The organism is Chromatiaceae bacterium (assembly GCA_016714645.1).
GTDB lineage: Bacteria > Pseudomonadota > Gammaproteobacteria > Chromatiales > Chromatiaceae > M0108.
This window is the reverse complement of sequence record JADKCI010000001.1, coordinates 892,361-907,904: the sequence shown is the minus strand read 5'-3', so window position 1 is coordinate 907,904 and position 15,544 is coordinate 892,361. Positions and strand designations below refer to the sequence as shown.

Below are 15,544 nucleotides of genomic sequence, written 5' to 3'. Positions count from 1 at the left end.
TAGCAGGGGTGGGGAGAAACAACCCATCCCATCACATATAGACCGCCAGTTCCTTCGGCGGGTTGGGTAAGCCCTTAAACCACTTCCAGGCTATCGGGCTCTTGGGGAAGAGGATGATCCAGATGGTGGCGATGATGATCAGAAAGTAATTCCTGGCCGTATGGTGCTCGATATACCAGCGCTCCACCTCGCCCTTGTAGGGCATGATCACCAGGTCATAGAAGGCCACCGGGTCGGCGGCGTCCTTCATCATCTTCTCCTCGCCACGGAACAGGATGAGGCCGATGCCAGACAGGCCAGGGCGGACCTTGATCAGTTCCCGCTGCACCGATTCCGCCTAGGCGCCAAAGCAGCGCGGGGTCTGGGGCCGGGGCCCGGCGATGCTCATGTGGCCAAGCCAGACATTGATCAATTGCGGCAATTCGTTGATCTTGCTCTTGCGTAGCCAGCGCCCCACCGGCAACACCCGCGGGTCGTTGTGGAGGGTCAATTCGCCCGTACCGATGTTCGGGCTATCCTTGAGCATGGTCGCAAACTTGAGTAGATCGAAGAGCTTACCATCCTTGCCTACCCGCGGTTGGCGATAAAAGACCTCGCCCTCGCCGGTAAATCGCGCCAACGGTAGAGGGTGTCCTTGGGGATCCCCGTCTCTTGCGCCAACTCGCCAACAGCGCGGCGCTGCGGGGGCAGCATCTTAGCCATGAGGCTGGCTTTGAACTCGGGTGAAGAGTGGGTCATGAATGAATACCAGTTGTGCGTCGCCGAGGGCTTGCGCCGCGCGATCTGGCGGTCAAGGCCCCTCGACAACGATGATGCCCCATCGTCACATAAATTCTCCGCGGGGGAGGTGACATCTATCCTGACACCGGGGGCCCAGGGTGCTGCGGATATCGCGCACCAGTTCCACTATTCATGGGTGGACTCCGGGGGATGGACTGGCTCCGATCCAGATTCAATCGGCCAGGATCTCGTCCAGGGTCGCGGCGGTGAGCACGCGTTCGGACCAGCGCAGTAGGGTGTCGGCATCGGCGACTTCGATGCGCTGGTGGATGTCGGCGGGCAGGTCGCCAAAGCGCAGGCGTAATTGAGCGGTCAGGATCCGCGCTTCCCCACGCTGCAGGCCTTCTTTATGGCCTTCTTTATGGCCTTCTTGCCGGCCTTCTTTATGGCCTTCTTGCCGGCCTTCTTGCCGACCTTCCTCTCGGCCTTTGTCGGTAAAACGCTGCGCAAATCCAGCCATGGTGGTTACCTCTTGCGGGTAAAGTTGGGTATAACGCTGGCGTTCATTGTCATCCAGGTCGGCATAGATGTCGATGAAGTCGACGTATTTGAGCCGCTGCTCGGGGCTCGGTTCCAGCGTGACGAGGCCCCCGATGGCTTGCGCCTCGACGGCGGCAAAGAAGTCGATGGCCTGGTGCGGGTAGTCGAGGATGAGGTTTTTGAAGTTGTGGTCGTGGTTCATGGGGTCTCGGTTGGGCTAACGGCTTCCGCCCCCTCTCCCCCGGCCCCTCCCCCGCGCGGGGGGAGGGGAGAGAAGCGGGCACGGCGGTGTGACTTCTTGCTCCCTCCCCCCTGGCGGGGGAGGGCTGGGGAGAGGGGGCTCAAAACTGCTCCAGCTTGTTACGCACCGCCTCCAGGGTCGGCGCCAGGCCGTCGGTCTACACCATTTAGCCTTTATTAACAGCCTGTTAGGCAAAATGCGTCCTGCGCATTGGGGCACTGCCCTTTATTTTACCCTGGCATGCGGGATATTCGGGCTGGCGGGGTTGGCCGTGACCTGTTGGGTGCTCGGCATCAGCACCAAATCCAGGTCTTCCATGGGGACCGCGCCGAGCAGGACTTCATCACCCAGGACCAAGGCGCCGACGAAGCAGATGCGGTTGTCAAAGGCGACCTTGACGGGACCCACATAAGGCACTTTCATGGCACGCCCGTCGGCCACCGTGACCTCGCGCAGGGTCTCGGTTTCCAATTCGAGTTGGATCGCGATATGTTCGGGCAGGCACAACATCAAGGCACCCCTGTCAGCCAGAGCGCGGACGGACAGGGCCTTTAATGCGGGTTTACGCGGGTTGGTCAACTGAATATCGGCAAAGATATGGCCCATAATGCCCTCCAATTGCCAGCGAGTGATGTCTCTAAGGGCGGGAAAACCGCCCTAAGCCGCTCAGGGTACTTCCGGTATCGGTTGCCGCAACGCTGCGATCAACAGCACCCGAAACCGCTGGGGATGGACTGGCTCCGATCCAGATTCAATCGGCCAGGATCTCGTCCAGGGTCGCGGCGGTGAGCACGCGTTCGGACCAGCGCAGTAGGGTGTCGGCATCGGCGACTTCGATGCGCTGGTGGATGTCGGCGGGCAGGTCGCCAAAGCGCAGGCGCAGCAAGGCGGTCAGGATCCGCGATTCCCCACGCTGCAGGCCTTCTTTATGGCCTTCTTTATGGCCTTCTATATGGCCTTCTTCCCGGCCTTTTTCGGTAAAACGCTGCGCAAATCCAGCCATGGTAGTTACCTCTTGCGGGTAAAGTTGGGTATAACGCTGGCGTTCATTGTCATCCAGGTCGGCATAGATGTCGATGAAGTCGACGTATTTGAGCCGCTTCTCGGGGCTCGGTTCCCGCGTGACGAGGCCCCGGATGGCCTGGTGCGGGTAGTCGAGGATGAGGTTCTTGAAGTTGTGGTCGTGGCTCATAGGGTCTCGGTTTGGGTTAACGCCTCCTGCCCCCTCTCCCCAGGCCCCCAGCAACCTGGCCCCTGACACCTTCTCTAAACCTGTCCCTGGGCATCGCCCCCTCCGGCACGCTAGACGGCAGATTCACCACCCGCTCCTCCAGCCAGATCGAATGCTCCAGCCCATCATGCTGGCAATGCTGATACATGGGCAAGCGGTGCATCAGCCGCCAGATGGGCCGGGTCATGACCCCCTGGCCGTTGGTAGCGGCCAACAAGGCCTCCCGCGCCGCCGGGGAATCCAGCACCACCGCGTTCAGCCAGTGATTGGGCAGGGTGCCGGCCAGTGGGGGGATCAGCCGCGGGGGCGCTCCCGCCGCCTCGGCGCTGGCCGCCGCCCAGACCCCCAGCACCGCCGCATAGCGCGCGGCGATCCGCGCCTTGACCGCCAACATGTCCGGCAGCCGTTCCATCTGGGCGCAGCCGAGGGCGGCGTTCAGGTTGGGCAGGCGGTAGTTGTAGCCCGTTGCATCGTGGACGAACTCATAGGGGTGCGGGACCTTGGCTGTCGTTGTCAGATGCTTGGCCCGCGCCGCCAGCTCCGGGTCGTCGGTGAGGATCATGCCCCCGCCACCGGTGGTGATGATCTTGTTGCCGTTAAAGCTCAGGGTCCCCAGCCGGCCGCAGGTGCCGGTGTGGCGCCAGCCGGGGCCCGGGGGGTTGGGCGTCTCCGCGGCCTGGCCCCCGCTCCCCCCGCCCTCCCCCGCGCGGGGGGAGGGGGCCAATCCATCGCCCGCCCACACCCAACTGCCTAAGGACTCGGCCGCATCCTCGACGACCGGAATCCCCCAGGCGTCACAGATGGCCACGATCTCCTGGATGCGCCCCGGCAGGCCGAAGGTATGCATGGGCACGCAGGCGGCCAGTCGCCGGCCGCTGGTCCGGTTGTAGACGCCGTCCTTCCGGCGCTCGCCGTGCTGGTTCAGAAAGGCGGCCAGCGCCACCGGGCTGAGGCTCAGGGTGTCGCGATCGACATCGACGAACACCGGCCAGGCGCCGGCATAGCGGGTGGCGTTGCAGGTGGCGACGAAGGTCAGGGCCTGAGTGATGACCTCCGTGTCCGCCGTCACCCCCGCCAATTGCAAGGCCAGGTGCAGCGCCGCCGTGCCGTTGACCGTCGCCACGGCGTAGCCTGCCCCGGTGAAGGCCGCGATCCGCGCCTCGAACTCCGTCACCCGCGCCCCCACCGAGGAGACGAAGTTGGAGTCGATGCAGTCCACCAGCCAGCGCCGCTCCGGGCCTTCGAACACCGGCCGGTGCAAGGGGATGGGACCGGGGCCGAAGAGGGCGCGGATCGCGGCGATCAGGGGGGCGTAGGGGGCATGGGGATCAACCATGGTTGAACCATCCGCGCTGATCATGGCGCCAGGCAAACATCAATGCTTGGCTTCCCTGAGCATAACCTGCCGCAACAGATCATTGATGCGCGTTTGGTAATCTCGACCTTGGGCTTTAAACCAAGCCACGACATCCGCGTCGACCTGCACGGTGAGTTGCTCCTTGGGGGGATGATAAAATTGACCCACTTCAGCGCCCCGCCATTGCTCGGCGGTGGTCGGCGGGATATCTGAATAGTCAATATCCTCGTCCGGCATGGCGTTCAGGACTCGCAGTTCTTCAAGTTGGCCTTGCGTCAGCTTGTTGTTAGGAACCTTGTTCATACACCCTCCGTTCCGACCTGTCAGCTTTTCGAGCCGAGATGATGCGGATGGTTTACTCACCGTCACTTTCGGTCAAAGAATGCGCCACGAGCATGAGCATAACCCCGCCAACCCTACCCAAGGTTTGCCAGCGCGATTCACCCTTCTCGACTCGGTCTTGCCGGGTGACATGCAAGGGATCATCGAAAACATGCTGGGCGGTCTCGAAGCTCAAACACATCAGTATCTGCCTGACGGAGGTTGACAGCATAGCCTGGAAAACCTCAGGGGAGGGAATGGCCGCCAACACTGCTCATGGCCTATGAACATCACCCGGATGATCCCACCGCCAGGCCAGCAGGCCCAGGTACTCATGCCAAGCGGTCTCGCTCTTACGCAGACCATTCGACGACGGTAACCAGTCTACCAGACGCTCAGGCTGCCCCCGACGGTTAAGTATTGAGTTGGCGCCGAGATCGGGTCCAAGCCTACTACGGTTTGAAAGTGCCGCATGGCGCGCGGCATATGGGTGGCGGAGGTAACCAGAATCAGACGCTGACCAGCGCTAAACATCCCCCACCCGCTGAACATAGACCGTGGAGTCGGCCCCCCGATGGACCTCGATCTCCGCCACCGGCTCGGCGCCCATGCGCCGGTAAAAACGATGGGCCGGAGCCAGGGGGGCACCGACGATGATCTTGAACGCCCCCTGCCCGCGGGTGGCAAAGAAGATTTTCAGCCCGGCATACAGGTCCGCGGCCATGCCCCGACCCTGGCAGGCGGGATCGACGGCAATACTCAGCAACTCCGCCGTCGGCAGGGTCGGCATCTCGGCACCAGTAGTCTCGACGCCGATAGCCTCGGCACCAGACGCCCTGACCTGACCATGCCCTCCCCGGCTGTACCGCAAAATCTCAACAATGCGCCACAGGCGCCTGGGCATTAGCAGCGTGGGCGCCAGACTCAGCCCCAGGGCCAGCCAATGCCGCAGCAGGTGCCGATAGACCTGACCCATATTCAGGGTCCCGGCCACGAAGCCCACCACTCGCTCACCCTCCCGGGCCAACAGCAGGCAAGCGTCCGGGCACTCGTCGATGGCCTGATAGAGCAGGCTTAGAAAGCGCGGTCCCAAGGTGGATAAAAAGCCCTGGTCGATCGTGTCCGCATGGAGTTGCGCCACCCGCCGGTAGTCCGCCTGCCTGATCGCATCCATCCGGCTCTTGCCCTCTTGGCGAAATCTAACTAATACCCGTGCCTACGTGCGCCCAGTCACCACCGCCCCTTCCAGCCAAGCCACGAAGCGCCCAGCCAGCAAGGCCCGGTCGTATTCCGTGGCCGCTAGTTGCCGGGCGCGGACGCCCATGCGTAAGCGTTCCGTCGGGTGATCCGCCGCCTGGCACAAGGCAGCCGCGAAGGCCCCCGGATCATCCGGTGGTACGGCAAAGCCACACTGGTGTTGCTCGATGATCTCCGCCAGCCAGCCGGGATAATTGTTCAGCACCGGCAGGCCAGAGGCGAGGTAATCGAAAAACTTATTGGGCGAGGTCCCGTAATAAAAAGCTGGCACGTTGGCCAGGATCTGCAGGCCGACATCCGTGGCCGCCATCAGGCCGGCCAGCTGGCCCTTGCCCACCGGGGGGTGAAAGACGACATTGTCCAGCCCCTCGGTCTGGGCGCGGGCCTGAAGTGCCGGCTTCAGTTTGCCGTCGCCGATCAACACCAGTTTGATATCCAAACGCCCGCGCCGATTCAGCTCCGCCGCCGCATCGAGGACCGCATCCAGGCCGTTGGCGATCCCGTGGGTCCCGGTAAAGACCGCCATCAGGTCATCCGCGCCCACCCCAGCGGGCCGCCAGGGCTCACCCGGGGCACCGAAAATATCCAGGTCGCAGCCATTGGGGATCAGGGCGATGCGCTCCCGCGCCACCCCACACCGGGCGATGCCGTCCACGATCCCCGGCGACAGCCCCACCAGCCGCTGGGCGGAGCGGTAGGACACCCACTCCAGCACCCCCATGGCCCCCAGCACCAGCGGGTTGGTGATCACCCCCATGGCCCTAGGCAGCTCCGGCCACAGATCGCGTACCTCGAACACGAAGGGCTTGCCCCGCAACCAGCGGGCACAGATACCCGGGAGGCCCGCGGTCAGGGGCGTGGTGGTCGCAAAGAGGACATCATAATCGCACCGCAGGGCGATCCAGGTGCTTTGCCAGGCGAACTTGAGAAAGGTCAACGTCCGCTTGAGAAAGCCATCCCGGTTGGAATAGGGCAACGCCAATTCGATGACCTGGATGCCATCCACCAGGCCCTCCCGCCGCCCCGCCCGATAGGCCCCTTCGAGACCCGTCCGGCCGCCGGCATAGGAGCCGCAGACCATCGTGACCTCGTGCTCACGGGCCAACAGCGCTCGCGCCATGGCATAGGAGCGGGTGCCGGTCGACCCTTGGGGGGTGGAGAAATGCTGATGGTAGTACAGGACTTTCACGGGTTCTCCCCGGCCGCCGACCCAAAGGCGTATTCGCTCACCATCCGCCCCGGCTGGTTGATTTCCACCTCCAGCACCGGCACGGCCTCCCGTTGCAGGTAATAGCGAGACTCCCAACCGGTGGTCAACTCCAGCCGCGCCACGGGCACGCTGGCGGTCACGCGCAAGGCGGTCCCGGTATCGCGCCGATGAGCGGTATCACCCTCCAGGTACCAATCCCCCGGAGCCAGGCGCCAGCGCAGCACCGCCTGTCTGGCGACCCCCCCCACCTGGTCCTCCACCCGCAGGGAGGTCGCCGTCAGCCGAACCTGGCGCTGGTGGCTGGCACCTTGGGCGTCGCGATAGCCGGCGGCGGCCGTCTCCGCCTCTGGGGTGGCGGACACCGGGGCGACCCCAGCGGCCCGCAGCCAGTCGCCAAACAAAAACCGGCTCAGGCGCGGCATCTGGTCCCGGTCGTCGAACTGGATGGTGTTGTGGCCCGCGGTACCGCTGAAGTAGCGGCTCACCGCTTCCCCGGCATTGTAGCTGTAACTGCCTGCGTCCCGCAGGTGGTTGACGCCAGCGACCCACAGGTCCAGGTGCAAGGCATCGGCCTGGCTGGGGCGAAAGCGAAAGCGCGGATAGCGCAACAGGGCAAGGGCCGGGCCCCGGCGCAGCAGGCTGTAACCGCCGGCATCAAACTGGACCGAACCGGGCGGCTCCGCCGGCCGGGTGGGCACCGGAATGCCCAGCCAGCGCAAGGGCCAGTTCCAACTGGCCCCACCGTCAGCCGCGTCACCGTGGGCGCGGCGGTCAACGAACAGGGCCATGGCCAATTGCACCGTAGGCCGGTAGTCCCGGTAATCGCTATCCCCCAGGGGCAGCAACCGGGCGCCATCGTTGGCCCCCAGGACCGGGGCATCTCCCGTCTCCGGCTGGGTCATGGCGTGCAACCAGCGGGTCGCGGCGGCCAGGCGCTCATAAAGACGGAGGGAGAAGACCGGCAGATTCAGGCAACGGCGCCAATGCTCCACCAGGCTGTAGGTGTCGAGCATCAGGCGGTGGTAATTGACCGAGTACTGGCTGAAGCTGCCATCGACCTCGATCAGTCGCGCCGCCCGATTTTCCAACCATCGCCGCCCCAGCGCCGCCCAGCGCTGGCCGTCCCGCCCCCCCAAGGTAGCCAGCCAGGAGCCGCCGATGAACAGCGCCGCTGCCTCGGAGGTGCCGTGATTGTTGTCCTGGGCGATGGCGTACTGGAGGGTCGGGGCGATCCGCCGCAGATGGGCCATCAGTAAGCCCACCAAGGCAGGCGTCGGCCGGCGGACCTGACCCAGCAGCAGAGCCGCCACCGCCAGATGCAGGACCCGGATCGACGCCTCCTGGCCACACTTCCAGTTGGGCCCCCGGTAGGGTGGGTTATGCGCCACCCAATCCGCCAGCCAGGCGTTCAGCCGCTCCAGCCCCTCGGGCTCACCCAAACAGGCATGCTGGGCAAAGGTCAGGACCCAGTCGAAGCGCGAGGCCTCCCAGATCGTTTTGATGTCCCCGACGCGTTCATCAAAATCCGGGATCTGCCACCAGGGGCGCTCGGGGTCCGGCACTTCCACCCCGGTGAAAGGATTGCGATGCCAATGGGGTAGGCCAGGGTCGTCGACCTGGAACCAGCCAAAATAATCTTGACGATGCCACCAGCGTTGGTTGGCTGGCAAAGGGGCAAGCATGTCGCTGAGCCCAGCACCAGCGACGGGTCCCGACTGACAGGAATCATCGTCAGCCCATGGCGGGGTGGAGACCAATGAGGTAAAAAAATCCCCCGCAGGTACAACCGCCCGAATGCGCCTGACGGGGTTGAACCCCCATTTAACCCCGATCTTGTAGAACAGAAACCTGCCCAAGTTAGGCAGGCCCAGCGCCAGAATCGTGGATGCTTTGGTCGACAGCGTGCTCAAGGCAGCTTCCTGACTACCGAACCGTCAAAAATTGCTCTGGTGATAGACCAGCCTGGCGGATGATTGCCCTCAGGGTACCCTCGGGCAAATCACCGGCATGATTCGGAATCGTGGTGTACAAACCCGTCTCAGGGTTGAACCAGATCTCATGACTGCCAGCAGCCTGGCGATCAAAGACAAAACCAAATTGCTTCAGTCGGCGCACAACATCACGATAGGAAAACCCTGACAACCGGCCCATCAGCATTCTCAAACGCCAATAATCAGCGGATAGTCAAACGACAGCTCAATCGGCTTCAGCGGCACCGTCACCTGGCGCTCCCCTTGTGCCTCAAGCAGGTGCCGCGCCACGTCTTTGGCAATATCCAGGGTCTCCTGCACCGTGCGCCCTTGGGCGACCAACCCTTGAATATCCTCCGAGGTAGCCAGAAACCCTCCTTCCTCAAGCACCTCGATATGAACCTTGATCATTTTTTCCATATAACGTCATTCCTCCGCCAACAGATCAGAACAGTAGGACTGGCAGTTTAGAGAGCCCAGGCAAAGAATGCACTCACTGCCCCCGCAACTGCTCCGCCGCCTCAATCGACACCCGCGCCACCTCCAGGATCTCCTCCAGTGGGATGGGCGCGGGCTGGCCCTCGGCCACGGCTGCCAGAAAGGCCGCCGCACAGGCGTTTTGGCCCTTATCCTGCCGCCACAGGTTCATGCCCCGGAAACCCGGCCAGCCAAAGGCGCGCAGTTTGCGGAAATTGTCCAGTTGCAGCACCCGACCGGCGGCAAAGACCTCGATGCGCTCCTTGGGGAAGCTGGCGGCGCCGTTGGCCAGATAATGGATGGTGCCGAACGACCCGTCCGCGAAACCCAGTATAATGGCGGCTTTATCCTCGGTCACCGCCACGCCCGGTGCGTCGCCCATCCGCCGCGCCTGCACCGAGACGATCGGGCTGCCGGCCAGGAAGCGCATCAGGTCGATGAAATGACACGCCTCGCCGATGATGCGCCCGCCGCCCACCGCGCGATCCTGGGTCCAATGATCCGGCGGGATGGCGCCGGCGTTCATGGTCATAATGAACGACTTCGGCTCGCTCACGCCAGCCAGCAGCGCCTTCATCTTCTGGATCTGCGGCGCAAACCGACGATTGAAGCCCACCATCAACAACGGCAACTTTCTCCCCTCCTCCCCCGCGGGGGAAGGGCCGGGGGAGAGGGGGTCAACAGCATCCTCAATCTCCCCCAACTCCTCCAGCGTCAAGCACAGCGGCTTCTCGACGAAGACCTGCTTCCCCGCCGCCAATGACTTGACCACGAAGGACGCATGCAGATGGTGCCGCGTCACGATCGCCACGGTGTTGATCGCCGGATCGGCCAGCATGGCCTCCAGATCGGTGCTCGCCTCGTCGAAACCGGCGCCGCGCCCGTGAATGACGCCACTCACCCCGCCGGAGGTAACGATGGTCTTGCAGCGCGCACCTGCCGCCTTGAACGCCGGGATCAACACCCGCGAGGCATAGTTGCCAGCGCCGATAAATCCGCAGACCGGCTTTGTCGGATCGGCCGCGCGCACGGCGCCCGCCAAGGTCACCGAACGCGCGCGTAGCGCCGCGGCCGGCACCTCCGGATACTCCAGCAGAATGCCCAGCGCGCCCTTGTCGTTCGACAACAACGCATAGGCCTCCGGCGCCTCTTCGAACGCAAAGCGATGACCGATCAACGGCTTCACGTCCAGTCGACCATCCGCCAGCAGATCCAGCACGGCCGCGAAGTTGCGCTGCTCCGTCCAGCGCACGAAGCCGAGCGGATAGTCCTGTCCCGCGTCTTCGTAGCGCGGGTCATAGCGCCCCGGTCCATAGGAGCAGGAGACCTGAAAGCTCAGCTCCTTCTCGTAGAACTCCGAGCGATTCAGCGCCAGCCCCGTCACCCCGACCAGGATGATCCGCCCGCGTTGGCGCGACATCCGCGCCGCCTGCGACACCGGATCGCTCGACGCCGTGGAGGCCGTGATGATCACCCCGTCCACACCCCGCCCAGCGCTGAAGGCCAGCCCGGCCGCGACCGGATCCTCGCCCCGTCCAGGATTGCACACCGCCGCGCCGAAGCGCGCCGCCAGCGCCAGCTTATCGGCATCGAAGTCGATCGCCAGCACCCGGCAGCCGTGGGCGCGCAGCAGTTGCACGGTCGCGAGCCCAATCAACCCGACCCCGGTCACCACATAGGATTCGCCGAGGGTCGGCTGGGCCAGCCGGATGCCTTGCAGGCCGATGGCGGCCAGCACGGTGAAGGCGGCGGAGGCGTCATCGACCGCGCCCGGGATGCGGGCGCACAGGTTTCGTGGGACGCGCACCAGGTCGGCATGGGGGCCGTTGGAGGCGACCCGATCACCCGGTTTGAGATCCGTGATGCCGGCACCGACTTCGACCACCACGCCGGCGTTGCAGTAGCCGAGTGGGATCGGTTGGGCGAGCTTGGCGCGGACGGCGTCGACGGTGGTCATGAGTCCGTCGGTGCGCGCCTTGTCGAGCACCATTTTGACCTTCTCGGGCTGCTGCCGGGCCTTGTCCACCAGGCTCGCCTTGCCGAAATCCACCAGCATGCGTTCGGTCCCCGCCGAGATCAGCGAGCACCGCGTCTGAATCAACACCTGCCCCGCACCCGCGCGCGGACTTGGCGCCTCGACCACCTCCGTGGTCCCGTTTTGCATATTCTGTAAAATCTGTTTCATCACAGTGGGGCGCTATCAAACGCCCGCTTCCTCCTGAACCAATAACCGCTCCAACGCCGCCATGATGCGCTCCCCCGCCCGTCCATCCCACAAGGGTGGGATAGCGCCCGTCTGCCATTCCCCCGCAAACCGCCGATCCAGCACCGGCCCCAACCCTCCGGACCCGTCCCGACCAACCGTTTAGGCGTACAGCAACCGACGGCCTTTAGCTTGAGGAATCGGGTCCCCAAACTCCGCGGCGGTATCGATCCACAGCCGGATGGCCTCCTGCGCATTGGCCAAGGCGGACTCGTAGGTATCTCCATGCGCCATACAGCCCGGTAGTTCGGGGACCTCCGCTAGATACGCCTGATCCGCGTCACTCCAATAAATGATGGTTTCGTACTTAAACATTATTCCTCCTCACCAACCAGTCGTTGGTTCACGAGTATCGCGCGCACTTGGCGGACTTGATAGGGCTTAGCCTTGGCACCATCCCGCTGCAGATTGATTTTCTCCACCACGCCGGGCTTCCGAAAGACATGATGGCTGCCGTGGATGCGCTCTTCAAAGCCGAGTCGCTTCAGCAGTTCACGCAGTTCCTCAAAATTGATATTTGCGTCCGCGAACCCACTGAGGATTCTGAGCACCAACTTGTCGTTCCTACCCATGGCTTAAGAGGCTCTCCGCCAACTCAATCGTCACCTGACTCACCTCCAGAATCTACGGCAGCGGGGTCGGCGCCGGGCCGCTCTCGCGCAGGGCCCGGCTCAGGCCTTCTGGCGCATCAAGCCGCTCACCCCCACCGGCCGTCATGATCGTCTTGCCCGCCCCGGGCACCACGAAGAATTCACCCAAGTTCTGCATGTTCTGTAAAATCTGTTTCATCGCCTAGTGGCGCTATCAAACGCCCGCCTCCTCCCGAACCAATAACCGCTCCAAGGCCGCCACGATGCGCTCGCCCGCCCGTCCATCCCACAAGGGTGGGATACCGCCCGTCGGCCATTCCCCCGCAAACAGCCGATCCAGCACCGGCCCCAACCGCTCCGGATCCGTCCCGACCAATACATTGGTCCCGATGCTCACCGTCTCCGGCCGTTCGGTGGTGTCGCGCAGCGTCATGCAAGGCACGCCCATCACCGTGGTCTCCTCCGTGATTCCGCCGGAATCCGTGATCACCGCCTTGGCGTGCTTCACCAAATAATTGAACTCCAGATACGGCTGCGGCTCGACCAGCCGCAGACCCGCCGGCAGATCCGTCAAGGCGCCCAGCGTCTTCGCGGTGCGCGGATGCACCGGAAAGACCACCGGCAGCCCGCGCGTGCCCGCGCCGATGGCCGCCAGCATCCGCCCCAGTGCCGCACCCTCATCGACATTGGCTGGCCGATGCAGAGTGACTACGAAATACTGGCCCGGCTCCAAGCCCAGTTCATCCCAGAAGGCCGGCGGCCGCAGCCGGTCCAGATGGGCCAGCAGGGTATCGATCATGGTGTTGCCGACAAAGAAGATCCTCGACGCCTCGACCCCGGCCTTGTCCAGATTGGCGTTCGCGAAAGCGCTCGTCGTGAAGAACCAGTTGGTGATAGCATCCGTCACCATGCGGTTGATCTCTTCCGGCATGGTCCAGTCGCCCGAGCGGATGCCGCCCTCGACATGGGCCACCGGCACGCACAGCTTCTGTGCCGTGATCGCGCAGGCCATGGTCGAGTTTACGTCCCCGACCACCAGACAGAGCTCCGAGGGCCACTCCAACAGCAGTCGCTCGTAGCGCGTCATGATCGCCGCCGTCTGCTCGGCTTGGGTGCCCGAGCCGACCTCGAGATTCACATCCGGTTCTGGGATGCCGAGTTGGGCAAAAAAATCGCCCGAGAGGCGGGCATCGTAGTGTTGGCCGGTGTGGATCAGGCGGTACCTCAAAGGGCCACCTACCGGAACCCGGGCGTCTAAGGCCCGGATGATGGGCGCAACCTTCATAAAGTTCGGCCGGGCGCCGGCGATTATGTCGATGAGCATGATTTAGGCGTACAGCAACCGACGGCCTTTGGCTTGAGGAATCGGGTCCCCAAACTCCGCTGCGGTATCGATCCACAGCCGGATGGCCTCCTGCGCATTGGCCAAGGCGGACTCGTAGGTATCCCTATGCGCCATACCGCCAGGTCGTTCGGGGACCTCCGCTCGATACGCCTGGTCCGCGTCACTCCAATAGATGGTTTCGTACTTGAACATTATTCCTCCTCACCAACCAGTCGACGGTTCAAGAGTATCACCTCCAGAATCTCCGCCAGCGGAATCGGCGCAGGGCCGCCCTCGCGCAGGGCCTAGACGAAGGCTGCTGCGCAGGGCCTTCTAGCCCTTGTCCTGGCGCCACAGGTTCAGCTTCCTGAACCCCTGCCAGCCGAAGTCGGCCAGCTTACGGAAATTGTCCAGTTGCAGCACCCGCCCGGCGGCGAAGACCTCCAGCCGCACCTAAAACTACGAGCGGTTCAGCGCGAGCCCCGTGACTCCCACCAGCACGATCCGCCCGCGCTGGCGCGATATCCGCGCCGCCTGTGACACCGGATCGCTGGAACTGTGGTCGCCGCGTTGACGAGCGCGCCGTCCACGCCGCGCCCGCCGCTAAACGCCAGCCCCGCCGGCCCGGGTCAGCACCCTGTCCGGGGGGTGCACACCGCCGCCCCGGAGGCCGACGCCAGCGTCGGCTGCGCCAGTCGGCCGCAGGCACGGCGCTTCGACCAGTTCAGTCGCGCCGGTTTTGAGGGATTGGGGGTTCGTTTCGTGTGGTGGGCGGATCGTCTGGGTGGCTGGCGCTATAGCGTACCTTGGGTTCGTCTGCTGGACGTTGCCGGTGCCGGCACCGGCGCCGATATCGAGGACGATGGCCGTGGGGGTGAGATGCTGAAGGTCACTGGGTATTTTGTTCTCTACTATTTGCCATTCCCGGACTACCGTCTGAATAGACAGTGGCAGGACACGGTTCATCGCCAGTCCTGGGTATTCGGTAATATTAAGCAATACTTTCGCCCTCCTTGAGCGCCAAAACAGTGATATTCTCCCCTCGCCGCGCCAGAACACAATACGAATTATATAGAGGACCAAATATGTGAAGCACCCTAATAGTTACGTTGACGCCGCATTCTTTAAGCAAATTATTGATAGTTGCTTGTAATACGAGCGCAACTCCATACTGCCGTGCCTTCGCGATCCTAAAGCCAGAATTCGTTAGCATATTCTCTGCTGATCGCAGCGTATGCAAGAACAAGTGTCGTGGTGAATCGCGATGCGCCCACTGACGGGGACTAAGAGCGAAACTCAGCGAATTTATACCGGGAAAATTCATTACCAGAATCCCCCCAGGCTTTAAGAGCCGATGCAGTTCGCGCAGTATCTGCATTGGTTCGAGCAAATGTTCAAATACGTGCTCCAGTCTAATTAAATCGAAAGAATCGCCGGGAAGATTTAAATCCGAAAGTTGACCGGAATAGACCTGAATACCGGCCTCTTTGAGCCGTCCACTCTTTTCCTGATTTGAGTCAATATCGTAGCCGCTCAGCTGACTATACCCGAGCATTGCCATTGATAGAAGCCAGTTACCACTACCATACCCAACCTCCAGAATCAGACAATCCTTTGGCATCTGAAGTGGAATACCCAGCGTATATGACACAGTTTTTCCAGAAATTAATTCTGCAAACCACCCTATGGCGGCCTCTGTTAATCGCTTAACACTGGGTATAAAATATGAAGCAAATCTCCATTGAGCCACCTTGTATTTTAAGCTTTTTGATTCGTTTTCCGGTAAAGCTTTATCGGATGAGTAAGGTCCATAATCTGATGTATAGAAGGTCTGCAGGATAGCCCATGATGGCTTCGGGCTGATGAACCCAAGCCCGCAATCTTCACATTTCAGCAAGGCATAACTCCATGTTGATTCCTTACCATTTTCATCTACATATTGATGAGACTGATCGCTTAGGATCGTCCCAAATGTTGTGCTACCACAACTACCGCAAAACTCACAGTTTGGTTGCATATTTAGACCTTGGAAAACGCAGGAAT

Annotated in this window: 19 protein-coding genes and 2 pseudogenes; 1 reads left to right on the top strand and 20 read right to left on the bottom strand. The window is 62.6% G+C overall.

The window, feature by feature from the left end:
- Positions 1-31: 31 nt before the first annotated feature.
- The 19 genes and pseudogenes from IPN92_04215 to IPN92_04125 form a co-directional block, all read right to left on the bottom strand.
- A pseudogene (locus tag IPN92_04215) lies at positions 32-619 on the bottom strand (sugar transferase).
- Positions 620-952: 333 nt separating this feature from the next.
- Positions 953-1,462, bottom strand: a complete 510-nt coding sequence (locus IPN92_04210) for a transposase (protein MBK8637509.1) — start codon at positions 1,460-1,462, stop codon at positions 953-955.
- A gap of 264 nt (positions 1,463-1,726) precedes the next feature.
- Positions 1,727-2,107, bottom strand: a complete 381-nt coding sequence (locus IPN92_04205) for a clan AA aspartic protease (protein MBK8637508.1) — start codon at positions 2,105-2,107, stop codon at positions 1,727-1,729.
- A gap of 145 nt (positions 2,108-2,252) precedes the next feature.
- A complete protein-coding gene (locus IPN92_04200) occupies positions 2,253-2,693 on the bottom strand; it encodes a transposase (protein MBK8637507.1) in 441 nt (146 codons plus the stop codon).
- A gap of 16 nt (positions 2,694-2,709) precedes the next feature.
- Positions 2,710-4,068: a LegC family aminotransferase gene (locus IPN92_04195; GenBank protein MBK8637506.1), complete on the bottom strand. Its 1,359-nt coding sequence runs from the start codon at positions 4,066-4,068 to the stop codon at positions 2,710-2,712.
- A 39-nt stretch (positions 4,069-4,107) separates the two neighbouring features.
- A complete protein-coding gene (locus tag IPN92_04190; protein ID MBK8637505.1) occupies positions 4,108-4,392 on the bottom strand; it encodes a BrnA antitoxin family protein in 285 nt (94 codons plus the stop codon).
- Positions 4,376-4,642: pseudogene (locus IPN92_04185) on the bottom strand (BrnT family toxin). Before IPN92_04185 ends, IPN92_04190 begins: the two are co-directional and overlap by 17 nt.
- A 152-nt stretch (positions 4,643-4,794) precedes the next feature.
- The gene (locus IPN92_04180; protein ID MBK8637504.1) at positions 4,795-4,962 is read right to left on the bottom strand and encodes a YdcF family protein; all 168 of its coding nucleotides are present in this window, start codon (positions 4,960-4,962) and stop codon (positions 4,795-4,797) included.
- A complete protein-coding gene (locus tag IPN92_04175) occupies positions 4,937-5,584 on the bottom strand; it encodes a GNAT family N-acetyltransferase (protein ID MBK8637503.1) in 648 nt (215 codons plus the stop codon). Before IPN92_04175 ends, IPN92_04180 begins: the two co-directional genes overlap by 26 nt.
- 42 nt (positions 5,585-5,626) lie before the next feature.
- The gene (locus IPN92_04170) at positions 5,627-6,856 is read right to left on the bottom strand and encodes a glycosyltransferase family 4 protein (GenBank protein MBK8637502.1); all 1,230 of its coding nucleotides are present in this window, start codon (positions 6,854-6,856) and stop codon (positions 5,627-5,629) included.
- Positions 6,853-8,787: a heparinase II/III-family protein gene (locus IPN92_04165; protein ID MBK8637501.1), complete on the bottom strand. Its 1,935-nt coding sequence runs from the start codon at positions 8,785-8,787 to the stop codon at positions 6,853-6,855. Before IPN92_04165 ends, IPN92_04170 begins: the two co-directional genes overlap by 4 nt.
- A gap of 13 nt (positions 8,788-8,800) precedes the next feature.
- Positions 8,801-9,028 (bottom strand): type II toxin-antitoxin system HicA family toxin, encoded by a 228-nt coding sequence (locus IPN92_04160; protein ID MBK8637500.1) that lies wholly within the window; start codon positions 9,026-9,028, stop codon positions 8,801-8,803.
- Between the two features lie 8 nt (positions 9,029-9,036).
- Positions 9,037-9,267, bottom strand: a complete 231-nt coding sequence (locus IPN92_04155; GenBank protein ID MBK8637499.1) for a type II toxin-antitoxin system HicB family antitoxin — start codon at positions 9,265-9,267, stop codon at positions 9,037-9,039.
- A gap of 73 nt (positions 9,268-9,340) precedes the next feature.
- Positions 9,341-11,509 carry a bi-domain-containing oxidoreductase gene (locus IPN92_04150; protein ID MBK8637498.1) on the bottom strand — a complete coding sequence of 723 codons (2,169 nt, stop codon included), beginning with the start codon at positions 11,507-11,509 and terminating at the stop codon, positions 9,341-9,343.
- A 180-nt stretch (positions 11,510-11,689) separates the two neighbouring features.
- Positions 11,690-11,902, bottom strand: a complete 213-nt coding sequence (locus tag IPN92_04145; GenBank protein MBK8637497.1) for a type II toxin-antitoxin system HicB family antitoxin — start codon at positions 11,900-11,902, stop codon at positions 11,690-11,692.
- Positions 11,902-12,159, bottom strand: a complete 258-nt coding sequence (locus IPN92_04140; protein ID MBK8637496.1) for a type II toxin-antitoxin system HicA family toxin — start codon at positions 12,157-12,159, stop codon at positions 11,902-11,904. The genes IPN92_04145 and IPN92_04140 overlap by 1 nt, the downstream gene beginning before the upstream one ends.
- A 52-nt stretch (positions 12,160-12,211) precedes the next feature.
- Positions 12,212-12,376, bottom strand: coding sequence for a hypothetical protein (locus IPN92_04135; GenBank protein ID MBK8637495.1), 165 nt, complete (start codon positions 12,374-12,376; stop codon positions 12,212-12,214).
- Positions 12,377-12,391: 15 nt separating this feature from the next.
- Complete coding sequence (gene wecB, locus IPN92_04130; protein MBK8637494.1) at positions 12,392-13,501, bottom strand: UDP-N-acetylglucosamine 2-epimerase (non-hydrolyzing); 1,110 nt, start codon at positions 13,499-13,501, stop codon at positions 12,392-12,394.
- A 3-nt stretch (positions 13,502-13,504) separates the two neighbouring features.
- Positions 13,505-13,714 (bottom strand): type II toxin-antitoxin system HicB family antitoxin, encoded by a 210-nt coding sequence (locus IPN92_04125; protein ID MBK8637493.1) that lies wholly within the window; start codon positions 13,712-13,714, stop codon positions 13,505-13,507.
- A gap of 435 nt (positions 13,715-14,149) precedes the next feature.
- Between IPN92_04125 and IPN92_04120 the strand changes: the two genes are divergently transcribed.
- Complete coding sequence (locus tag IPN92_04120) at positions 14,150-14,518, top strand: hypothetical protein (protein ID MBK8637492.1); 369 nt, start codon at positions 14,150-14,152, stop codon at positions 14,516-14,518.
- On the opposite strand, the gene IPN92_04115 is transcribed toward IPN92_04120, so the two are convergent.
- Positions 14,493-15,518, bottom strand: a complete 1,026-nt coding sequence (locus IPN92_04115; protein ID MBK8637491.1) for a class I SAM-dependent methyltransferase — start codon at positions 15,516-15,518, stop codon at positions 14,493-14,495. The two genes, IPN92_04120 and IPN92_04115, sit on opposite strands and share 26 nt — an antisense overlap.
- Positions 15,519-15,544: the final 26 nt, after the last annotated feature.

Coding starts and splice junctions, on each gene's coding strand:
- IPN92_04210 (MBK8637509.1), bottom strand. CDS start 1,462: ATGAACCACGACCACAACTTCAAAAACCTCATCCTCGACTACCCGCAC.
- IPN92_04205 (MBK8637508.1), bottom strand. CDS start 2,107: ATGGGCCATATCTTTGCCGATATTCAGTTGACCAACCCGCGTAAACCC.
- IPN92_04200 (MBK8637507.1), bottom strand. CDS start 2,693: ATGAGCCACGACCACAACTTCAAGAACCTCATCCTCGACTACCCGCAC.
- IPN92_04195 (MBK8637506.1), bottom strand. CDS start 4,068: ATGGTTGATCCCCATGCCCCCTACGCCCCCCTGATCGCCGCGATCCGC.
- IPN92_04190 (MBK8637505.1), bottom strand. CDS start 4,392: ATGAACAAGGTTCCTAACAACAAGCTGACGCAAGGCCAACTTGAAGAA.
- IPN92_04180 (MBK8637504.1), bottom strand. CDS start 4,962: ATGTTCAGCGGGTGGGGGATGTTTAGCGCTGGTCAGCGTCTGATTCTG.
- IPN92_04175 (MBK8637503.1), bottom strand. CDS start 5,584: ATGGATGCGATCAGGCAGGCGGACTACCGGCGGGTGGCGCAACTCCAT.
- IPN92_04160 (MBK8637500.1), bottom strand. CDS start 9,028: ATGGGCCGGTTGTCAGGGTTTTCCTATCGTGATGTTGTGCGCCGACTG.
- IPN92_04155 (MBK8637499.1), bottom strand. CDS start 9,267: ATGGAAAAAATGATCAAGGTTCATATCGAGGTGCTTGAGGAAGGAGGG.
- IPN92_04150 (MBK8637498.1), bottom strand. CDS start 11,509: ATGAAACAGATTTTACAGAATATGCAAAACGGGACCACGGAGGTGGTC.
- IPN92_04145 (MBK8637497.1), bottom strand. CDS start 11,902: ATGTTTAAGTACGAAACCATCATTTATTGGAGTGACGCGGATCAGGCG.
- IPN92_04140 (MBK8637496.1), bottom strand. CDS start 12,159: ATGGGTAGGAACGACAAGTTGGTGCTCAGAATCCTCAGTGGGTTCGCG.
- IPN92_04135 (MBK8637495.1), bottom strand. CDS start 12,376: ATGAAACAGATTTTACAGAACATGCAGAACTTGGGTGAATTCTTCGTG.
- wecB (MBK8637494.1), bottom strand. CDS start 13,501: ATGCTCATCGACATAATCGCCGGCGCCCGGCCGAACTTTATGAAGGTT.
- IPN92_04125 (MBK8637493.1), bottom strand. CDS start 13,714: ATGTTCAAGTACGAAACCATCTATTGGAGTGACGCGGACCAGGCGTAT.
- IPN92_04115 (MBK8637491.1), bottom strand. CDS start 15,518: ATGCAACCAAACTGTGAGTTTTGCGGTAGTTGTGGTAGCACAACATTT.